Source organism: Anaerovibrio lipolyticus DSM 3074, assembly GCF_900141865.1.
Classification (GTDB): Bacteria; Bacillota; Negativicutes; order Selenomonadales; family Selenomonadaceae; genus Anaerovibrio; species Anaerovibrio lipolyticus.
In genome coordinates this window covers 159,374-179,106 of the sequence record NZ_FQYW01000003.1, presented here as the reverse complement: position 1 = coordinate 179,106, position 19,733 = coordinate 159,374, and the positions used below count along the sequence as shown (strand labels likewise).

The 19,733-nt window shown below is 40.3% G+C and carries 19 protein-coding genes; 12 read left to right on the top strand and 7 right to left on the bottom strand.

Annotated features, from left to right (window positions below; translation table 11 throughout):
* Positions 1 to 11: 11 nt before the first annotated feature.
* Both rnpA and rpmH read right to left on the bottom strand, forming a co-directional pair.
* A complete protein-coding gene (gene rnpA, locus B6K08_RS00855) occupies positions 12 to 359 on the bottom strand; it encodes a ribonuclease P protein component (RefSeq protein ID WP_039208972.1) in 348 nt (115 codons plus the stop codon).
* A gap of 112 nt (positions 360 to 471) precedes the next feature.
* Complete coding sequence (rpmH, locus tag B6K08_RS00850; protein ID WP_027396727.1) at positions 472 to 606, bottom strand: 50S ribosomal protein L34; 135 nt, start codon at positions 604 to 606, stop codon at positions 472 to 474.
* Between the two features lie 414 nt (positions 607 to 1,020).
* On the opposite strand from rpmH, the gene dnaA reads away from it, so the two are divergent.
* The 7 genes from dnaA to htpX all read left to right on the top strand — a co-directional run bounded on the left by dnaA (position 1,021) and on the right by htpX (position 8,999).
* Positions 1,021 to 2,412, top strand: a complete 1,392-nt coding sequence (gene dnaA / locus B6K08_RS00845; protein ID WP_039208969.1) for a chromosomal replication initiator protein DnaA — start codon at positions 1,021 to 1,023, stop codon at positions 2,410 to 2,412.
* A 250-nt stretch (positions 2,413 to 2,662) separates the two neighbouring features.
* Positions 2,663 to 3,778: a DNA polymerase III subunit beta gene (gene dnaN / locus B6K08_RS00840; protein WP_039208965.1), complete on the top strand. Its 1,116-nt coding sequence runs from the start codon at positions 2,663 to 2,665 to the stop codon at positions 3,776 to 3,778.
* A 24-nt stretch (positions 3,779 to 3,802) separates the two neighbouring features.
* Positions 3,803 to 4,024, top strand: a complete 222-nt coding sequence (locus tag B6K08_RS00835) for an RNA-binding S4 domain-containing protein (protein WP_039209015.1) — start codon at positions 3,803 to 3,805, stop codon at positions 4,022 to 4,024.
* A 6-nt stretch (positions 4,025 to 4,030) separates the two neighbouring features.
* Positions 4,031 to 5,152 carry a DNA replication/repair protein RecF gene (gene recF / locus B6K08_RS00830; RefSeq protein WP_039208963.1) on the top strand — a complete coding sequence of 374 codons (1,122 nt, stop codon included), beginning with the start codon at positions 4,031 to 4,033 and terminating at the stop codon, positions 5,150 to 5,152.
* A gap of 4 nt (positions 5,153 to 5,156) precedes the next feature.
* Complete coding sequence (locus tag B6K08_RS00825; protein ID WP_039208961.1) at positions 5,157 to 6,071, top strand: DciA family protein; 915 nt, start codon at positions 5,157 to 5,159, stop codon at positions 6,069 to 6,071.
* A gap of 19 nt (positions 6,072 to 6,090) precedes the next feature.
* On the top strand, positions 6,091 to 8,064 hold the full coding sequence (gene gyrB / locus B6K08_RS00820) for a DNA topoisomerase (ATP-hydrolyzing) subunit B (RefSeq protein ID WP_080325186.1): 1,974 nt from the start codon (positions 6,091 to 6,093) through the stop codon (positions 8,062 to 8,064).
* Between the two features lie 71 nt (positions 8,065 to 8,135).
* On the top strand, positions 8,136 to 8,999 hold the full coding sequence (htpX, locus tag B6K08_RS00815; RefSeq protein ID WP_027396734.1) for a zinc metalloprotease HtpX: 864 nt from the start codon (positions 8,136 to 8,138) through the stop codon (positions 8,997 to 8,999).
* Positions 9,000 to 9,084: 85 nt separating this feature from the next.
* Here the strand turns inward: htpX and B6K08_RS00810 are convergent, their stop codons facing one another.
* Positions 9,085 to 9,654 (bottom strand): nucleoside/nucleotide kinase family protein, encoded by a 570-nt coding sequence (locus tag B6K08_RS00810; protein ID WP_039212173.1) that lies wholly within the window; start codon positions 9,652 to 9,654, stop codon positions 9,085 to 9,087.
* Positions 9,655 to 9,955: 301 nt separating this feature from the next.
* On the opposite strand from B6K08_RS00810, the gene B6K08_RS00805 reads away from it, so the two are divergent.
* A complete protein-coding gene (locus tag B6K08_RS00805) occupies positions 9,956 to 10,861 on the top strand; it encodes a Ppx/GppA phosphatase family protein (RefSeq protein ID WP_039212170.1) in 906 nt (301 codons plus the stop codon).
* 153 nt (positions 10,862 to 11,014) lie between these two features.
* A complete protein-coding gene (gene gyrA / locus B6K08_RS00800; RefSeq protein ID WP_039212167.1) occupies positions 11,015 to 13,444 on the top strand; it encodes a DNA gyrase subunit A in 2,430 nt (809 codons plus the stop codon).
* 116 nt (positions 13,445 to 13,560) lie between these two features.
* On the opposite strand, the gene B6K08_RS00795 is transcribed toward gyrA, so the two are convergent.
* Positions 13,561 to 14,727, bottom strand: a complete 1,167-nt coding sequence (locus B6K08_RS00795) for an LCP family protein (RefSeq protein WP_052212605.1) — start codon at positions 14,725 to 14,727, stop codon at positions 13,561 to 13,563.
* 537 nt (positions 14,728 to 15,264) lie between these two features.
* Between B6K08_RS00795 and cdd the strand changes: the two genes are divergently transcribed.
* The 3 genes from cdd (at position 15,265) to B6K08_RS00780 (ending at position 16,618) form a co-directional block, all read left to right on the top strand.
* Positions 15,265 to 15,714: a cytidine deaminase gene (gene cdd, locus B6K08_RS00790; RefSeq protein WP_051555374.1), complete on the top strand. Its 450-nt coding sequence runs from the start codon at positions 15,265 to 15,267 to the stop codon at positions 15,712 to 15,714.
* Between the two features lie 261 nt (positions 15,715 to 15,975).
* Positions 15,976 to 16,350: a type II toxin-antitoxin system RelE/ParE family toxin gene (locus B6K08_RS00785; RefSeq protein ID WP_039212164.1), complete on the top strand. Its 375-nt coding sequence runs from the start codon at positions 15,976 to 15,978 to the stop codon at positions 16,348 to 16,350.
* The gene (locus tag B6K08_RS00780; protein WP_039212162.1) at positions 16,328 to 16,618 is read left to right on the top strand and encodes a helix-turn-helix domain-containing protein; all 291 of its coding nucleotides are present in this window, start codon (positions 16,328 to 16,330) and stop codon (positions 16,616 to 16,618) included. The genes B6K08_RS00785 and B6K08_RS00780 overlap by 23 nt, the downstream gene beginning before the upstream one ends.
* A 115-nt stretch (positions 16,619 to 16,733) precedes the next feature.
* Here the strand turns inward: B6K08_RS00780 and B6K08_RS00775 are convergent, their stop codons facing one another.
* From B6K08_RS00775 to B6K08_RS00765, 3 genes are read right to left on the bottom strand one after another with little or no spacing between them, the layout of a single operon-like run.
* Positions 16,734 to 17,291, bottom strand: coding sequence for a zinc ribbon domain-containing protein (locus tag B6K08_RS00775; RefSeq protein WP_039212160.1), 558 nt, complete (start codon positions 17,289 to 17,291; stop codon positions 16,734 to 16,736).
* Positions 17,292 to 17,330: 39 nt separating this feature from the next.
* Positions 17,331 to 19,247, bottom strand: coding sequence for a hypothetical protein (locus B6K08_RS00770; RefSeq protein ID WP_039212157.1), 1,917 nt, complete (start codon positions 19,245 to 19,247; stop codon positions 17,331 to 17,333).
* Positions 19,248 to 19,264: 17 nt separating this feature from the next.
* The gene (locus tag B6K08_RS00765; RefSeq protein ID WP_039212153.1) at positions 19,265 to 19,669 is read right to left on the bottom strand and encodes a hypothetical protein; all 405 of its coding nucleotides are present in this window, start codon (positions 19,667 to 19,669) and stop codon (positions 19,265 to 19,267) included.
* Positions 19,670 to 19,733 lie beyond the last annotated feature (64 nt).

Below are 19,733 nucleotides of genomic sequence, written 5' to 3'. Positions count from 1 at the left end.
ACCAATTATTCTCATCTCCCAAAAATTTCGGCCTTTCTGCCCAAGTTGAGAAAAGCCTTTTCGATAACATTGTATTTAACTTCCACAGCTGGTTTTCTGCCAACCAAAAGGATACAAACATCCTTCTTTATATCCTGCTGGTGCAACCGGTAACACTCACGCATAAGACGCTTGACTCTATTACGCGCTACTGCATTGCCCAGTTTTTTTCCGGCAGCAAAGCCAACCTTGTCCTCCAGCCCGCTTGCTGTGAAGACATACAATACTAAGTACCTGTTTGCATAGGATTTCCCAAAACGGTGGACCTTTTGAAAATCGTTCCTAAGACGCAGGATCCGACTTTTAGGTAACTTGTACATGGCAAAATCCTCATTTCAGCAAATAGAACATAGAACCAGGTACATAACTCATAAAAATAAAGAGTATAACTGGTTCTATAGAGAAAAATAGGCCACCGAAGTGACCATATTATTAAGCTGAAATCTTCTTTCTGCCTCTAGCACGTCTTCTTGCTAAAACCTGACGGCCACCCTTAGTCTTCATACGCTCACGGAAACCATGAGTCTTCTTCTTCCAATGATTGTTAGGCTGATAAGTCTGCTTCAATGTTGGCACCTCCTTATATTATTACGAGCAAAATACTCGGTCAAACCGCAATTACACATAGTCCTTGGATTTTAACTAACAAGATTATAGACCACCGTTTATTATAGTGTCAAGAAATTTTACTAGGCAGACTGGGTATAAGTCAATATTTTTGTGGATAAATCCTTCTTTTGAATTACATATACACCATTTTTTGTTGATAACTCCAAAATATTCTGCTATTATTATGAAGGTATTTCACATATACTTATCAACAGAGTCCGAGCTATATTTTTCGGATATATTATATATAGAAGAAAATCATAAAAATATAATACATAAAATACCCAAACACTTGATTTATCCACATACTTATTAACAAATGTGGATAAATTTATTTATCTGTTGATTATTTTTTCGAGGAGAATTTTAGAGATGAATCAAGACCAGCTTAATGAAATTTGGGACAGAATAATCACTGAGCTTCAGAATACATTGGCACCACAGGTAATTGAAAACTGGTTATCAATGCTGAGCCCTATGGATTATGACAATAATGTGATTGTTTTAAGTGCTCCAAATGATATTGTTAAAAAATTCATTGACGAGCGCTACATGACGATTATTGTGGACGCCTGCAAAAACACCCTTAACAAATCTGATGTTTCTTTTGAAATAAAGGTTGTTGAAAAGGCAGCTCCTGAACCAGAAGAACCAGTGGAAAATCTTTTCAATGACAATGATGGCAAGGCGTCCTTTGTGGCAGCCTATGACACCCCTGGTCAGATTGCACCTGGCGATGCTTCATCACTGAATCCACGTTATATTTTCGATACCTTTGTTGCCGGCAGCTTCAACCGCATAGCCTATGCCGCTGCTCAGGCTGTTGCCAAGAATCCTGGTAAAAACTACAATCCGCTGTTCATGTACGGCGGTGTGGGCCTTGGCAAAACCCATCTCATGCATGCCATTGGACATGAGGTATTAAAAAATAATCCTGAAAAGAGAGTTCTCTATATCACTTCTGAGAAGTTCACCAACGAGCTTATTAACTCCATTCGTGATAATACCACTGAGGCTTTCAGACAGAAATACAGAAATATTGACCTATTAATGGTTGACGATATTCAGTTCCTTTCCAAAAAAGAGAGAACCCAGGAGGAATTCTTCCATACCTTTAATGCCCTCCATCAGGCCAACAAGCAGATTGTACTGTCCTCAGATAGACCTCCACATGAAATCAAAACTCTGGAGGAGCGTCTTAGTTCCCGCTTTGCCGGCGGTATGCTGACAGATATTCAGCCTCCTGATTTGGAAACAAGAATTGCCATTCTGAAAAAGAAAACTGAAGCAGAGCACATTGATGTGCCAAACGAAGCCCTTGTTTACATAGCCAGCCGCATTGATAACAACATCCGTGAGCTGGAGGGTGCTCTCACAAGAGTAGTTGCCTACTCCGAGCTTATTGGTGAAAAGATCACAACCGATCTTGTGGCAGATACCTTAAAGGATGTATATCCTGAAAATCACAATAAGGAAATCACCATGGATGTTATTCAGGAGGTTGTGGCAACCCACTTCAACCTTAAGGTAGAAGACCTTAACAGCAGTAAGCGCACCAAGGCACTGGCTTATCCAAGACAGATTGCCATGTATCTTTGCCGCGAGCTGACCAATTCTTCACTGCCACAAATTGGTGAATTCTTTGGTGGCAGAGACCATACCACGGTTCTCCATGCCCACACCAAGATCAGTGAGGAAAAGGGCGAGAATATAAAACTTGATAATACTCTACAGGAACTTACCAAACGCATTGAAAGACTTTAATCAATTATTCCACATTTTCTGTGAATAACTATGTATATTCCCTGTAGAAGAAATGTAGATAAAATTAAGGGAAGGATTATTCTGTGATTATTGTGGATATCCTTCCCTGTTTTATCAACTTTTTATAAACATGTGGACTTTCTTTTTTTTCAAAGACTCCATCCACTTATCCACTTTTCCACAGGCCCTACTATTACGACTACTATTTTTTATATATATAATCATCATAAATACATAAGGGGTGCATAACATGAAATTTATATGCCAAAAAAACGATTTACTCCAGGCAATTCAAACCGTATCAAAGGCAGTTTCCTCAAAGCCTCAGAATCCAATTCTTTCGGGAATATATATAAAAGCAGAGAATAATACCTTGGAGCTTCAGGCCACAGATTATGAAATTGGCATTATCTCCAAGATAGAAGCTGAGGTTTCAGAACCGGGAAATATTGTATTGTCTGGCAGATATATTCAGGAGGTTATCAGAAAGCTTCCTGGGGTTACTGTAGAATTTGAATATGACCGTCAGGAGAAAATCTCCCATATTCGCTCCAATCGTTCCCATTTCACTTTGCTCAGCATGTCTGCCGACGATTTTCCTATTATTAAGAAATTAGAGGCAAATAAGAGCTTTACTATAATGGATAATGTGCTTCAGGAGCTTATTGGGAGAACCACCTTTGCCTGCTCCAATGAGGAAGCAAGACCTGTATTTACAGGCTGTTTACTGGAACTCAACTATGCTTCTGTAGTCATGGTTTCCACTGATACCAAGAGATTGGCTATTCAGTCAAAGGTTCTGGAGGACTTTGAGGGCCAGAGCAAGATGATTATTCCTTCAAAGATTTTGAATGAAATTCATAAGCTGCTGTCCTCTGATATGCCACGCCCTGTAAATATCAGCTTCAATTCCAACCAGATTAGCTTTGAATTTGATAATACCTATATTTCGTCTCGTCTTATTGACGGTCAGTTCCCTGATTATCACAGGGTAGTGCCAAATGATTTTGGTACCAGAATAAAGCTGAATACCGAGGAGTTCCGTTCCGTTGTGGACAGAACTGCTCTTATTTCCCGTACCAATGATTACAATGTGGCTACAATGGAATTTGCCAATGGCATGGTTCGCATTACCTCTGACAATCCGGAAATCGGTAATTCAGATGAATCTATTGCCGCAGAAATTGATGGCGATGATATTGTTATTTCCTTCAATGCAGACTTTGTTTCTGATGTATTGAAGATTATAAACACCAAGGAATTCTATATGTCACTTAATAATTCATTGAGCCCTGCAGCTATTCGTATGCTGGATGACGAATCCTTTACTTATATCATCACACCAGTTCGTACTCCGGGCCAGTAATCAAAGAGGTAAGCTATGGCTAATATTGAAAAAATAGAAGTAAATACTGAAACGATACAGCTGGACCAGTTTTTAAAGTGGGCCGGTGTTTTGGAATCCGGTGGTCAGGTGAAGCTCATGATAGAAGATGAGATGATTCTGGTAAATGGAAAAGTGGAAACGGCCCGCCGTAAAAAGCTCCATGAAGGTGATGTGGTAGAAATCAAGGAAATGGGCTCATGGCAGGTTGTTTTCAAGGGAGAATAACAGGTCATGAAGCTGAAGCACCTGAAGCTGGTGGGATACAGGAACTACGAGGAACTGTCCCTGGATTTATCTGATGGAACGAATATATTTATCGGCAGAAATGCTCAAGGAAAGACTAATATCCTTGAGTCTGTTTGCTATGCCTCCATGGGAAGCTCCTTTAGGACAAATACTGATAACGACCTTATTATGTGGAATCATCTCGGGAGCTTAGTATCTATAGATTTTCAGCGTATGGGTGTGGACAATAAGTTGGAATTTATTTTTCAGCGGGAAAAAAGGCGTCAGATTATTCATAACGGCAGTAAAATAAAGGCCAAGGAGCTTATTGGAATCATTAATGTGGTGTTGTTTTCTCCTGAGGATCTTACCCTTATAAAGGGGGCTCCTTCTGAGCGCAGAAGATTTCTTGATATGGAAATATCCCAGGCCAGTCCTGCCTATTATGGTGAGTTAATAAAATATAACCGATTATTGCAGCAGCGAAATACCCTTCTAAAGAGCATCAGGGATGGAAAGGCCCAGGCATCAATGCTGGAAATGTGGGACAGTCAGCTGGTGGACAGTGGAATTAAAATAATTGGCAAGCGTCTGGAAACGGTAAAAAAGCTAAATATGCTGGCAAATCTTATGCAGAGGCGAATTTCCACCAACGAGGAAAATCTGTCTCTTTCTTACTGTGTCAAGGGATACACAGGAGTTGTGGATAAGATAGATGAAAAAATGATTTTATGGTATAATGAGACGTTGCGTGAAGTAACACGTGAGGATATATATCGTGGTTCCACCAGTATAGGTCCTCACCGTGATGATATTCAGATTTATGTAAATGGCATAGATTTGAAGGCCTTCGGTTCCCAGGGCCAGCAGCGTACAGGTGTATTGTCCATGAAGCTGTCAGAGCTGGAATTTATCCGTTCAGAAAAGGGCGAATATCCAATTTTGCTTCTGGATGATGTTATGAGCGAGCTGGATATGAACCGGCGGCAGCAGCTTTTGGAGTTTATCAAAAAGGAACATATACAGACCATTATTACCGCCACTGATAAGGCTTATTTCCCTGAGGATGCTAATAGTGTTTTTTATAAGGTGTCCGGGGGAACCGTTGAGGTAAGTGACAGGATGTGATACCATGTCAGCTCCCAGAAAAGGCAAGCTGGAGAAAATGAATATTATACTTCCCCAGATTGTGAAATCCATGGTAATTGGCGAGGAATTTTCTTCCCACATGATGATGTTTTATTGGCCGAAAATTGTGGGAAAGCATATTTCTGATAATGTATCACCTGTGAAGCTGGAATTTAAGAAGCTGTTTCTTTATACATCTCATCCTATTTGGTCTACCCAGCTTTCATACATGAAGGATGAAATAAAAAATAAAATAAACAGCTTTATGGGTGAATATCTGGTGGAAGATCTGGTATTTACCAACATAAAGCCAGAAAAAATTGATGTTGATGATAACGGCAATGAAGTTGATATGGGCCGGGAAATTCAGAGGATGGATATTTCTGATGAAAATGTCAGTGAAATATCCCGTGACCTTGAGGGAGTAAAGGATGATGACCTTAGAAAAATTCTTATGAAGGTCCAGATTAACGATGAAAAATTAAAAAAATACCGCAAAAATACCAATTGGCATCCCTGCAGCAAATGCAATACCCTGTGTCCGCCAGAGGATCAGCTTTGTGACAGCTGTAAGCGGAATGCCAATATAGACAGGCTGAAAAGCATAAGACGATACCTTATGGATGTACCATGGGCAAGGTTTTGCGATATTGTAAAAACTATTCCCTGTACTGCAGAGGAAGTAAATGAGCAGCGGATTATACTGATGCAGATACTGGCATCAAAGATAAGCTCAACAAATACTGATTGCATGGAGGCTACCATACTTACCATGCTTTATAAATCTGTTTCTCCGGATAAGCTGACTCCGGAGTTGAGACAGAAAACTATAGAAAAATTTAAATATGATTTTATGGACAGCTTTGCCATGAAAAATGGCAAAAAATACCATAAGAACATAAAGCATAAGAATGTTTGATTTGGAGGAGAATTAATTCATGGCCACTGAAAATGAAGCTTTGATTAATGATGAAGAAGTACAGATACACGTTGAGGAAATAGGTACCGAGGTATCCGCCGTTGATGGTGATTATGGTGCCGATCAGATTCAGGTTCTTGAGGGTCTGGAGGCAGTAAGAAAGCGTCCTGGTATGTATATCGGCAGCACCTCCGAGCGTGGTCTTCACCATCTGGTATATGAGGTAGTTGATAACTCCATTGATGAGGCACTGGCTGGTTACTGTACTGATATTGACGTAACTATTCATAATGACAACAGTATCACTGTTGTTGATAATGGCCGTGGTATTCCAGTTGACCTCCATGAAACCGGCAAACCAGCTGTGGAGGTTGTTCTTACTGTGCTTCATGCCGGAGGTAAATTTGGTGGTGATGGCTACAAGGTATCCGGTGGTCTTCATGGCGTAGGTGTATCTGTAGTTAATGCACTTAGTGAATATATGGATGTTCAGGTAAAGCGTGATGGCAAGATTCACGAAATTGCCTTCAAACGTGGTGTTACCACTTCGCCAATGACTATTACCGGAGAAACTGAGGAAACCGGTACCAGAGTTCATTTCATGCCAGATAAGGAAATTTTCAGTGTCACTGAATATAATTTTGATACCCTTAAGCACAGACTTAGGGAGCTGGCTTTTCTGAACCGTGGCATTACCATTAATCTCAGCGATGAGCGCAGCGGTAATCGTGAATCCTTCCATTTTGAGGGTGGTATCCGTTCCTTTGTGGAGCATCTGAATCGCAAAAAAACCAAGATTAACGAGACTCCTATTTACTTTAACGGTACCAAGGATGATATCGTTGTGGAAATTGCCATGCAGTACAACGATACTTATCAGGAGAATATCTATAGCTTTGTAAATAATATAAACACTGAAGAGGGCGGTACCCATCTGGCTGGTTTCAAGATTGCCCTGACTCGTGCTGCCAATGATTTTGCCAAGAAGAATAATATTATCAAGGGAAATCAGCAAAATCTTTCCGGTGAGGATGTGCGTGAGGGTCTTACCTGTGTTATCAGCTTAAAGATACGTGAGCCTCAGTTTGAGGGTCAGACCAAGACAAAGCTGGGTAACTCTGAGGTCAGAGGTATTGTGGACTCCATCGTATCAGAGGGGCTTAACGAATACTTTGAGGAAAATCCTGCTATTACCAAGCGTGTACTTGATAAGGCTGTTATGGCTTCCCGTGCCCGTGAGGCTGCCAGAAAGGCCCGTGAGCTCACCAGAAGAAAGAATGCCCTGGAGGTAAATTCCCTTCCTGGCAAGCTGGCTGACTGCTCTGTTAAGGATCCTGAAAAGGCTGAAATCTATATCGTAGAGGGTGACTCTGCAGGTGGCAGTGCCAAGCAGGGCCGTGACCGTCGTTTCCAGGCTATTTTGCCACTTCGCGGTAAGATTCTCAATGTTGAGAAGGCCCGTCTTGACAAGATTTACAGCAATGCAGAAATTCGTACCATGATTACAGCCTTTGGTAGTGGTATCGGTGATGAATTCGATATTTCCAAGCGCCGCTACGGCAAAATTATCATTATGACAGATGCGGATGTTGATGGTGCCCATATCCGTACTCTCCTTCTCACCTTCTTCTATCGTTATATGAAGCCTTTGATTGAACGTGGCCATGTATATATTGCTCAGCCACCTCTTTATCAGATTCGCAAGGGCAAGAAGCACTGGTATACCTTCAGTGATGAGGAGCTGGAGGCAAAGCTGAATGAGGTGGGCCGTGATGGCGTAAATGTTCAGCGTTATAAGGGTCTTGGTGAGATGAATCCTGAGCAGCTTTGGGAAACCACCATGGATCCTGAGACCAGAACAATGCTCCGCGTTGATATGGAGGATGCCCAGGAGGCAGATGAGCTCTTTAATATCCTTATGGGTGACAAGGTTGAGCCTCGTCGTCAGTTTATTGAGGAGCACGCCAAATATGTAAGAAATCTGGATATTTGATTTTTTGACATTTTTTAATTTATTTTTCAGAATTGTGATATATACTCTCCATAAAGAGGTGAATATTGACTATGAATACATTAAAAACAACAGTATTAATGGCCCTGCTTATGGGTATTATGATAGCCATCGGCAGTGCCTTTGGAGGACGTCATGGAGCTATGCTTATGCTGCTGATTTCCCTGGGTATGAACTTCTTTACTTATTGGTTCAGTGATACCATGGTATTGAAAATGTATGGTGCCAGGGAGATATCCCAGGAGGAGGCTCCACAGCTGTTTAATATGGTTGCCGGTTTGGCTGCCAATGCACAGCTTCCAATGCCGAAGGTTTGCATTGTAAATAGTGCTATTCCTAATGCCTTTGCCACTGGCCGTAATCCTTCCCATGCAGCTGTGGCTGTAACCACGGGAATTATGAATGCCCTATCTCCGCAGGAGTTAAGTGGTGTTCTTGCCCATGAGCTTTCTCATATTAAGCATCGTGATACTCTGATTTCCACTGTGGCGGCAGCTATTGCCGGTGTTATTTCCATGATTGCCAATATTGCCCAATGGTCCATGATTTTTGGCAGCAGCTCTGATGATGACGATAATGGTAATATTGTTGGTCTTTTGGCCACCATTATATTGGCTCCGTTGGCTGCAGCACTGATTCAGATGGCTATTTCCCGCTCCCGTGAGTATGAGGCGGATAAGTCAGGGGGAGAAATTTGCGGCAATCCAAATTATTTGGCTGATGCCCTGCAGAAGATTGAATATTATTCAATGCATGCAAGACCAATGGAACAGGCTACTCCGGCCACTTCCCACATGTTTATAATTAATCCTTTGGCTGGCTCAAATATGAAGCTGTCCACACTTTTCAGCACTCATCCTGCTACCAGCGAGAGAATTCAGCTTCTCCGTCAGCAGGCAGCTGCCATGGGAAAATAAACTAAACATGGGAAAATAAACTAAAAAAGCAATAAAAAAGACTGCTCTTTGATGTGAGCAGTCTTTTATTTTTTTTAATGCTATATTATGAATTGATTTTGGTGACCTGGGTTTTACCTATGAGTCCCATGATTGCCATAAGCTGATCAAGGGATTTTTCTGGGTCCTTAATATTTTTGATAACAAAATCAGTGTTTTTCCAGTTATCAAACTCACCATTATTTTCTGCATATTCAAGATGATACTTCATGTCCACATTGTTGTGTCCCATCTTGAGCATACGATCAATAAGAGTAACATAGTCAACCATGATAAATACTGTTTCCAGATTATTGGTCAACAGCTTGCTGACCTGCTTTACACCATTAATGGTAAGCATGGTAACAGAAATCTTTTCAGTTTTTAGAGCATCAAGCACATCATTTTTTAAAAGGCCGTAATAATCGCCCTTGTAAGTGACCTTCACTATCCAATCCTGTTTGAGAAAGTCACTCTGGCTCAGAAACTTGGTTGTAGTACGATTTTTGTCGAATTCCATAGGTGCCCTGGTGGTATAAACAGGAATGTAGTGAACTCCCATCTCAACCAATCTGGATATGAGTGTTGATTTACCACTGGCATGAGGGCCTATTAATGCATAAATTTTCGAGGTCATATACATCACCATCAATTCATTCTGTAAAAAACGATACTTCTTATGATACTATATATTCATTTTATCACAAAAAAAACAAATAAGTAGAGGCAAATCAAATTAATTTCAAAAAAATATTAACGAAAACACAAAACGGGCAGCTACCGAACGCTACCCGTTTCATGCCATCTACCTATTTCCACCAAAACACTGTCCCCACAGTGTTCACCCAAAATGATAATAACATAATTTCATACGAAATTCAATTATTCTATGATATTATTAAATAAAAGTTTTGAATTTTTTATAAGGGGCGAAAAAAATGATTCAGGGGATTATAGATATTGGTTCAAATACTGTTCGCATGGCAATTTATGAAATTGAGAATGGTGCCATGGAACTTATTTTAAAGAAAAAGCATATGGTGGGACTGGCAGCCTATCTTAATGACAATATTATGAGTCAGGAGGGTGTGGACAAGGTCTGTCAGGTTCTGGATGAATATAAGGAATTTCTGGATGTATTCAGCATAAACGATGTTATGGCCTTTACCACTGCTGCTCTAAGAAATTGCAAAAACAGCCAGCAGGTGGTGTCGGAAATAATCCAACGCACTGGTATTAATATCGTGGTTATATCGGGAGACAAGGAAGCTGAATATGATTTTGTAGGTGCCACCAGAAATATTGATATGAGTGAGGGGCTTCTGGTGGATATTGGCGGTGGCAGTACGGAGCTGGTTTATTATGAAAATAACCAGATTACTCATAAAATAAGTCTGCATATTGGCTCCTTGGGATTGAAAAAGGAATGCTGTACTTCATTTATGCCAAATAGTGACGAAGTTGAAAAAATGTATGCCAGAGCCCAGGAAATAATAGACAGCGCCAGTGATTTTAAGGATATTAAATCAAAGGTAATCTGTGGCATTGGGGGGACCTTTAAGGGAACCAGAGCACTTTATAATGCCCTTTACAGTACGGACAGGAGAAATAAGGAGATAGATACGGCCAAATTGTCTGACATGATAAGACGTTTTGGATCCACGGGAAAGCTGACGCAGGCCGAGTCAGTTATTCTCATGAAAAATATTCCTGACAGAATACATACCATTATTTCCGGTATGGTTATTGCGGATGTGATTGCCAAAAGGTTTGCCGCTGAAAAGGTTATTTACAGCGATTCAGGGGTTCGGGAGGGCTTTATCTATTCGGAAATCATAAAATGATAATTTGTTTATAAAATGACAAAATGAAGCTCCTTATTAGCCATAAATGCCTATTTATCAAAGGATTACAGGGATTTAATCTTTATATATTGGGCAAAATATGGTATAATAAGGAGCTAATTGATTTTGTATTAAACTTTTTGAGGTGAGATAGTGGAATTCGGCGAAGGTAAGATTTTACCGGTAAATCTGGAACAGGAGATGCGTAATTCTTATATTGATTACGCCATGAGTGTTATTGTTTCCAGAGCAATACCAGATGTTCGTGATGGTCTGAAGCCTGTACACAGACGTATTCTTTACGCTATGCAGGAAGCCGGCATGACTCCTGGAAAACCATATAAAAAATCCGCACGTATTGTAGGCGAAGTATTGGGTAAATATCACCCACATGGTGATAGCTCAGTATATGATGCTATTGTTCGTATGGCTCAGGACTTTTCCATGCGCTATATGCTGGCAGATGGTCATGGTAACTTTGGTTCCGTGGATGGCGACCCTGCTGCAGCAATGCGTTATACTGAGGTTCGTATGTCAAGAATTTCTGAGCTTATGCTTCAGGATATTGATAAGGAAACCGTTGATTTTACGCCTAACTATGATGAATCCTTAAAGGAACCAACTGTACTGCCATCAAAGTTCCCTGAGCTTTTGGTAAACGGTACATCCGGTATAGCTGTAGGTATGGCCACCAACATTCCTCCTCATAACATGAATGAGGTTATTGATGGTGTGCTGATGCTTATTGATAATCCTGATGCTACGGCTGAGGAGCTTATGACCGTTATTAAGGGACCTGATTTCCCTACTGGCGGTCTTATTATGGGTACTGCTGGCATTAAGAGTGCTTATTCCACCGGCCGTGGTCAGATAAAGATGCGTGCCAAGGCCAATATTGAGACCATGTCCAATGGCAAGCCTCGTATTATCGTTACTGAGCTTCCATATCAGGTGAATAAGGCACGTCTTATTGAAAAGATTGCTGAGCTGGTTCGTGATAAGCAGATCGAAGGCATTACTGACCTTAGAGATGAATCTGACCGCAGCGGTATGCGTATCGTTATGGAGCTTCGCAAGGATATAAATCCTGATATTATGCTTAATCAGCTCTATAAGCATACCCAGATGCAGGAAACATTTGGTGTTATTATGCTGGCTTTGGTGGAAAATCAGCCAAAGGTGCTGACCCTGAAGCAGGTTCTTCACTACTACATTAAGCATCAGGAGGATGTTATTACCAGACGTACTCGTTACGAGCTGGCCAAGGCCGAGGCAAGAGCCCATATTTTAGAGGGCTTGAATATTGCTCTGGACCACATTGATGCGGTAATTACCACCATCCGTGAGTCCCGTACTGCTGATATTGCCCGTACTGCCCTTATGGAAGGCTTCAGCCTCAGTGAAAAGCAGGCACAGGCTATCCTTGATCTCAGACTTCAGCGCCTCACAGGTCTGGAGCGTGAGAAGATCGAGGAAGAATACCAGGAAATCTTAAAGAGGATTGAATGGTTGAAGTCTGTATTGGCTGATGAGTGGAAAATCATGGAAATCATCAAGGAGGAGCTCACCGAGGTTAAGCGCAAGTTCGGTGATGAGCGTCGTACCAATATTACCCACGATATGAGTGAGATTGATATTGAGGATATGATTGCTGATGATGATGTGGTTATTTCCATTACCCACAGAAATTATATCAAGCGCATTAAGCTGGATACATATAGAAGACAGAATCGTGGAGGAACTGGTGTAAATGGTATGCCTACCAAGGAGGACGATTTCGTTGAAAATCTCCTGATCACCACCAACCATCATACCATCCTGTTCTATACAAACAAAGGCCGCGTATATTATCTCAAGGCTTATCAGATTGCAGAGGCTAGCCGCACCGCCAAGGGTACAGCTCTTATTAATCTGCTGAAGCTGGATAAGGACGAGAAGGTTAGTGCTGTTATTCAGGTAAGGGATTATGATCCTGACAAGTACCTCTTTATGGCCACCAAGATGGGTGTAGTTAAGCGTGTAAGCCTGTCTGACTTCAATACCTCCCGTAAGATTGGCGTTATTGCCATCAGCCTTCAGGAGGATGATGAGCTCATCGGTGTTAAGATTACCAATGGTCAGCAGAAGATTATGCTGGGTACCAAAAATGGTATGGCCATTGCCTTTGAGGAGGACCAGGTTCGCGTTATGGGCCGCGTAGCCAGAGGCGTAAAGGGTATCAGACTTACCCCTGGTGATGAGGTGGTGGCTATGGACAGCCTGAAGGAAGATGCTGACGTGCTTACTGTTACTGAATGTGGTCTGGGCAAGCGTACCACCATTGACCAGTACACCGTTCAGCACCGCGGAGGCAAGGGCCTGATTAACCTTAAGGTTACTGAAAAGACCGGTAAGGTAATTGGCATGGCAGTGGTTCAGGAGGATCATGAGCTGCTTCTCATTACTGAGGGCGGTGTGGTTCTGAGAACCTCCATCAGCGGTATCAGCCAGATTGGCCGCAACACCCAGGGTGTTATCATTATGAAGCCAAGTGAGGGAGATAAGGTTTCCTCCATGGCAACTCTGTTGCAGAAAAATGACTAACATTTAATTAAATTAGGGGATGTCGCACTGAGAGAAATTAGTGACGACGTCCTCTTTTTTGGTGCAAAAAAATATGGGCGACTGCACTAGGCAATCGTCCATATGATTTTTAAAGTTTAATTTGCGGTTTTTCCGGCACTAGGTACTGTAGGAGATGGAGTCGGCCCCTTGGTTTTTGGCTTGGTTTCCTGCACCACAGGCTCCTGCTTCACTGATGACTCCTCTATTTCGTAAGGGTCCTTTCTCAGCTTTTCATCAGTGGACTCCCTCTTGGTAATTTGCTTTGCTCTTTCTATATCCTCAGTGTTCTCATGACGATATATTTCCCTTGCCTCCTCAGCATTGAGCTCCCGGGCATTGTTTGGAATGGATTCCTCATATTCACGGGTATCCTCTGCCAGATCATCTCTGAGATTCTTATCCAGGGTAGTATCAAGGGTATTGGCAACAGTGGTTCTCAGCTTACCCAGATCAGGAATCCAGTAGCTTACACCATCTATATACATTGGCTTTCCAGGCAGCATTTCTGCCTGCAGCCCTGATTTTTGGGCATCCTTAAGGGAGGTGGCAAATTCAATAAGCTGCTTTACAGAAAGGTCTGTCTGTACCGAGCCCACCACTTCCTTGATAATAGACGGAATACGTGGAATAATAGCCGGGGATGTTACCTTATCCATTACGGCCTGCATGAATTTTTGCTGGCGTCTGATACGGCCAATATCACCCTCCTCATCACGGTAACGTACATAGGTAATGGCAGTATCGCCGTCCATGTGCTGCAGCCCTGGCTGAAGGTCGATGAGAAGGCCCCCATCGTCATCCCATACATCCTCGTAGTACATTCGCTTCTCTACGTTTATGTCCACGCCTCCGATGGCATCAATAATTTTCTTGAAGGATTTTATATTAATCAGGATATGGTGCTCCATGTGAACACCAATTAGATCCTCCACGGTGTCCCGGGTCAGCTCGTGGCCTCCATAGGCATAGGCTGCATTGATTTTATCAAAGCCATATCCCTTGATTTTTACACGGGTATCACGAGGAATAGACAGGAGAGCTGCCTTTTTCTTCTTAGGGTCCAGTGTGGCCACCATCAGGGTATCCGAGCGGCCCACATCCCCTTCTCGTTCATCCACACCCATAATCATGACGATTATTTTGTCCTTGGCCGTCATAAGATTTGCCTTTTCAGGCTTGGCAGGCTTTTCGAAGAGAACAGATGAGGCAAACAGGGCTCCTGCCACTGCAGCGATTACAAAGGCACATAGCAGCAAGAACATTGGCCAGAAGTTGCTTTTCTTTTTCCGGCGTCGCTTAGAGCGATATATGGGTGGTTCTTGGTTATATTTATTATTTGGCAATATCTTCGCTTCCTTTTATTTTTTTATGAAAGAATTCTATTTTTAAATTTAAACTGCCCAACTAGTATATTATTTTCAAATAACTTATGCAACTAATTGTGGATAATATTTTCATTATTTCAAGTATAATTTTCAAAAATGAAAAGGAGATGTAAAATATCCACAAGTTTAGTTGGATATTTTTGAAAAAATGAACCTATATATTGTGCTTTGGATGAAAAAAGCCACTATATATTGAGTTATTCACAAAGTTATCCACTTTATCCACAGAAATAGAACACATATTGTGTGGATATATGTTAATAACTGTGGATAACCTGTGGAAATTGTGTATAAACAGGGCTTTTGGGCTTTGGAAAAAATGAATTGATAAAATTATCCTTATCGAATAAAATATACCTAAGTAGTATCGGTATTATTACATTTGTAAAATATTAAGCAAAGGAGCCATGAAATATGTTAAATGAAGATATTTGCGACACTATGGTTAAGATGGCCAAGGATGCCCGCCAGAAAGCCTACAGCCCTTATTCTAACATTAAAGTTGGTGCTTGCATTTTAGCATCTGACGGCACTTTGTATGGAGCTTGCAATGTGGAAAACGGTTCCAGCAGCTTGTCCGTATGCGCTGAAAGGGCTGCGGTTTATAAGGCTATTTCCGATGGCAAGCAGGAGTTTGATGCGGTTGCCGTGGTGGCAGATACGGAGAATCCATTTGTGCCATGCGGTGGCTGTCTGCAGGTTATGGCGGAATTCGATATTCCGGAGGTTGTTATGGCAAATCTGGATGGTGATATCCGCGTAATGAAGCTGGAGGAGCTGGCACCATTTGTTAAGTATATGGGTATCAACCATGTTAAGGGACGCTATGAATCCCATTTCAGTGTATTTGATGAGCTGGAATAAGCAGCTATTTTAAATTAATATTTGAATAAAAAAAGGCTATGGCTGGATTGATTGCATATCAATACCCGGCTATAGCTTTTTTTAGTCATCATTTTAACCTCAAATTAATATAATTATAAAAATAATAGACAAATATTATAAGTATATTTATAATAAATTATAAAATAATTATGTAAATATTATATAATAATTTATAATATTAAAAATGCTAATATTGACTTTATGATATATATCTCATATACTTTAGGAAAGGCAATATCTATGAACTTTGAGGTTGAATTTTACGAAGCGGTTGATGGTAAAACACCTGTAGATGATTTCTTGGGGGATTTGGATCCAAAAATGCGGGCTAAGATGGTTGGTATGATGGAATTACTAGAAGAAAAAGGTACTTCACTTCGTGCTCCATATACCAAATATTTACGAGATGATATTTTCGAGTTAAGGTGTAACTTCGGAAATAATATAACACGAGCATTGTTCTTTTTCTATACTGGTGGAAAAATAATTATTACTAATGGATTTGTAAAGAAAAAAGATAAAACTCCAGATTCTGAAATTGAAATGGCTATAAAGCGTCGTCAGGACTACATTACAAGGAAAGGTGATAGGCATGAAGACATTAAAAGAATATAAGGCCGAATGTATGAAAGACCCTGAGTTTGCCAAGGCTTATGAAGAAATGCAGCCTGAGTTTAAGATTATCCGAGCTTTAATAGATGCCAGAACCTTAAGCAATCTAACTCAAAAGGAGTTGTCTGAGCGTACCGGAATTGCTCAGACAGAAATAAGTCGCATAGAAAACGGTTCTCGCAATCCGTCCATCAAGTTATTACAGAGATTAGCTGATGGGATGGGGATGGTATTAAATATTAGTTTTACTCCTAAAAAAATTGGTATTTAGCGGGTTTGATAATTTGTAGGATAGAATATCTATTCAAAAATACAGCTTTATGGTTAATTGTAATGAAAAGCAGGGTATGGGAAGCATATCAGTTGCAGTTCCCATACCCTGTTTTTTAATATTGACTATTTTTGGCATTTTGCATTGATATATTTACGCAGAATGCCCACAATAAGGCTGTTGGCACAAAGCACAACATTCTAATAATTTCTGATATGATAAATTTTGTCGGATAGATGAATTTTTCCAGCATTTCGAAAACGATTAGCCAAGGATATTCTTTCCAGAGGAAAACATATATTATAGTCAGGCTTATTCCAAATGCCGAAAACTTACCTATTTTAGGTTGTAAAAATGTCTTCATACCAGAAAAAATTGGAACACCCAAAAGTATAAACATTAAGATAGCAAATACTATGCTAGCAATGCTACCTCCAATATAATGACTAAGGCTATATCCTCCCCAGTAAATTAAAAATCCAATAACAAAAAGTACAACCATTGGATTCCTAACATCCTGTTCAACAGCTTCAGGGGAAACCGATTGTAAGGATGATTGATTTTCACTAGGCGGTGGGTTATCAATCAGCTCCACTAGTGGTGAGCCACAGGACTCACAAAAATTAAAGGAATCAGCAAATGATTTTCCACATTTTGTGCAAATTTTTGACATACACTCACCCCCATTTATCTATAGTAATGGACTTCATTACTATATTTTTCTCATACTTATGTAATACACCTTATTTTCGCCTTTTTTGACGGCAAAACGCAGAAGGCAAGGCGCACCATCCTTGGAGGTTATCGGGTATTCATAAAGCTGGATATTATTGTATTCTTCATAACGATAGTCTTTACCATAATTTTTAAATACATCATCTATAGATGAATCTTCATGTATTCCCCGTGGGGTGAATACTCCTGGACTATTGGATATCAATGTGCTGATCGTGTCATTGACAAGTGTTATATCAATTTCATGGTATTTCCAATGGAGCTGGCCGTTTTCCGTGACAACTTCAATCGGTTTCCCCATGGAGGATCTTATAGTGGAAGTGTTGTCACCAATGGAGAGCTTGCCCAAGGTTAAATCCTTTGCCTTTAGTGGACTATTAAGCATGACTGTAGTATTTGTAGAGGCAGTATCTGTCTGCTTTGGCGTTGCTTCTGGTATATCCTTTTCCTCATGGACAAACTGCATTAAGCCCATCTTGCCCAGAATAATCGGTTGAGCCTGTTTTTTAGCTAACTTTTCTAGGTCGCTGTCTTTGTTAAATCGGGAGGTAGTAAATTCATTTTTTTCCTTTGCTTCGAACTGATTAACTCCTAACCATTCTCCTGCCATATTAAAGTAATGGGTTTCACTCTTGCCATCTCCCATATCAATAAAAATGCTTATATGATAATTAGGTACATCTTTTTCGCCGCTATTCCTATTTATTGGTTGTCCTAAAGTTCCAAAATATACTTGTCCTAGTGAAAAAGAACCATCATCACCATAAAATTTGTCTTCTTCAGCATAGCCACTGGCACCATTTACTGGTCGACCATCTTTTCCATAGGTTGCCCATGCTACCCGACGCCCTTTTTCGTCATAGGCAAACCTACAAGTGGCACAATAAAATTTTTGCTTTTTATCTTTGGATTCACCCAATGGAATAGCCATAACTGGTTCTTTTACATTTTTACCAACTAATGCCTCCACGCTAATCATATTGTATTTATCATCATAGCGGTAGGCATACTCGTGAACACCGGTTTTCCTACTTCGAGTTGGAGTACCAGATGCTTTATAGGCTCGTACACTTATTGGATTAGGATTGTCCCCCTCATAGAAAGCCTGGGTCATTTCTGCCATATCAAATTTTACCCATCCTAGTGAACCAACAGCTTCGTCACCTGCAAATTTTTCTTTATTCCGTAATTTTTCATCATATGCCCAATCGCCCTTAATAACAACTTTAGTTATACGATTATGTTCGTCCCAAGTCATTAAAGGGATTTCTAAGGCTAATTTTTTTCCGTCGGAATTATATGCTACAATGCTGGTTGGCAATACAGAATCTCCGGTATAACCAAATTCTGTTCTTTTACTACTGGAAGTTATAGCCGTACATCTTCCTTGGGCATCATATTGCAATTTTCCTTCACTTTTTATACTGGTTGGTTTTCCCTTGACACCATCTATAAAACGTCGTATTTCCTTTGTTTGTTTTGTGCCAGTCTCGGTATAGAGCAAATCATCCCCATCTTCTGATATTTCCAGTATATGAAAATATAGTTTATACTCATAACCATTAGTGGATAATAAATCTGCTTTATCAAGAACTGATAGTACACCACTATAACCTGTCCAAAAGCCTTGATCTGGTTTTTGTCCATCATATAGTGCTGTAATTCTCCTAATCTTGCCATCCTTTTTCTCAACTTTGCAAACAGCACCTGCGGTATTTACCTTATCCGCCTCAACCTCCAAGGAGCAAAGTAACTGACCATCAGGAAGCATTAATATTTTACGATAATAACTGGCATCCATATTTTCATCATTTTTACTGCCACATCCCCCTATAAGTAGGGAAACTGCTAATATGGCCAGTATACATAATGTGATAAATAATGATTTTTTCATTGTCCTTTTCTCTCCCTTCAAGATGTTTCTCTTTTAAAATTTGAAGCATTAGTAAAATAACTAGAGAATCCCTCAAAATTAATTTCTTTATTTCTGGTATAACCCATAAAATAGGCAATAGAACCAACTAACTTGCCAACATTTTGCTTCCAAGAATCCCTTATTTTCCCATCCCTATCAAAAATATCTTGATCTGATTTGTTTTTATTGAGAAATTTATTTACATCACCAATTACAGCCAATAAAGGGGGCGACCCAGCTATACATGATAAAAGGATTTTTTCAATATTATTATTTTTCAACAGTACCTTTATTAATTCTTTTGTTGTAGCACTATTGATGAAATCAGAGTTAGTATCGTTTTCATATTTTCCCCGAAACAAGTCCTGTACTATCCCAACGCGATTATCTGCACTTGGCACTATTCATCCCCCCTCGTTTTTTTAGTTATCCAAAGGTCCCGCAACAATGTATTCAATATATGGA

Coding starts and splice junctions, on each gene's coding strand:
- B6K08_RS00780 (WP_039212162.1), top strand. CDS start 16,328: ATGAAGACATTAAAAGAATATAAGGCCGAATGTATGAAAGACCCTGAG.
- cdd (WP_051555374.1), top strand. CDS start 15,265: ATGTTAAATGAAGATATTTGCGACACTATGGTTAAGATGGCCAAGGAT.
- B6K08_RS00775 (WP_039212160.1), bottom strand. CDS start 17,291: ATGTCAAAAATTTGCACAAAATGTGGAAAATCATTTGCTGATTCCTTT.
- rnpA (WP_039208972.1), bottom strand. CDS start 359: ATGTACAAGTTACCTAAAAGTCGGATCCTGCGTCTTAGGAACGATTTT.
- recF (WP_039208963.1), top strand. CDS start 4,031: ATGAAGCTGAAGCACCTGAAGCTGGTGGGATACAGGAACTACGAGGAA.
- gyrB (WP_080325186.1), top strand. CDS start 6,091: ATGGCCACTGAAAATGAAGCTTTGATTAATGATGAAGAAGTACAGATA.
- B6K08_RS00795 (WP_052212605.1), bottom strand. CDS start 14,727: ATGTTCTTGCTGCTATGTGCCTTTGTAATCGCTGCAGTGGCAGGAGCC.
- B6K08_RS00805 (WP_039212170.1), top strand. CDS start 9,956: ATGATTCAGGGGATTATAGATATTGGTTCAAATACTGTTCGCATGGCA.
- B6K08_RS00825 (WP_039208961.1), top strand. CDS start 5,157: ATGTCAGCTCCCAGAAAAGGCAAGCTGGAGAAAATGAATATTATACTT.
- B6K08_RS00770 (WP_039212157.1), bottom strand. CDS start 19,247: ATGAAAAAATCATTATTTATCACATTATGTATACTGGCCATATTAGCA.
- dnaN (WP_039208965.1), top strand. CDS start 2,663: ATGAAATTTATATGCCAAAAAAACGATTTACTCCAGGCAATTCAAACC.
- B6K08_RS00810 (WP_039212173.1), bottom strand. CDS start 9,654: ATGACCTCGAAAATTTATGCATTAATAGGCCCTCATGCCAGTGGTAAA.
- htpX (WP_027396734.1), top strand. CDS start 8,136: ATGAATACATTAAAAACAACAGTATTAATGGCCCTGCTTATGGGTATT.
- B6K08_RS00785 (WP_039212164.1), top strand. CDS start 15,976: ATGAACTTTGAGGTTGAATTTTACGAAGCGGTTGATGGTAAAACACCT.
- dnaA (WP_039208969.1), top strand. CDS start 1,021: ATGAATCAAGACCAGCTTAATGAAATTTGGGACAGAATAATCACTGAG.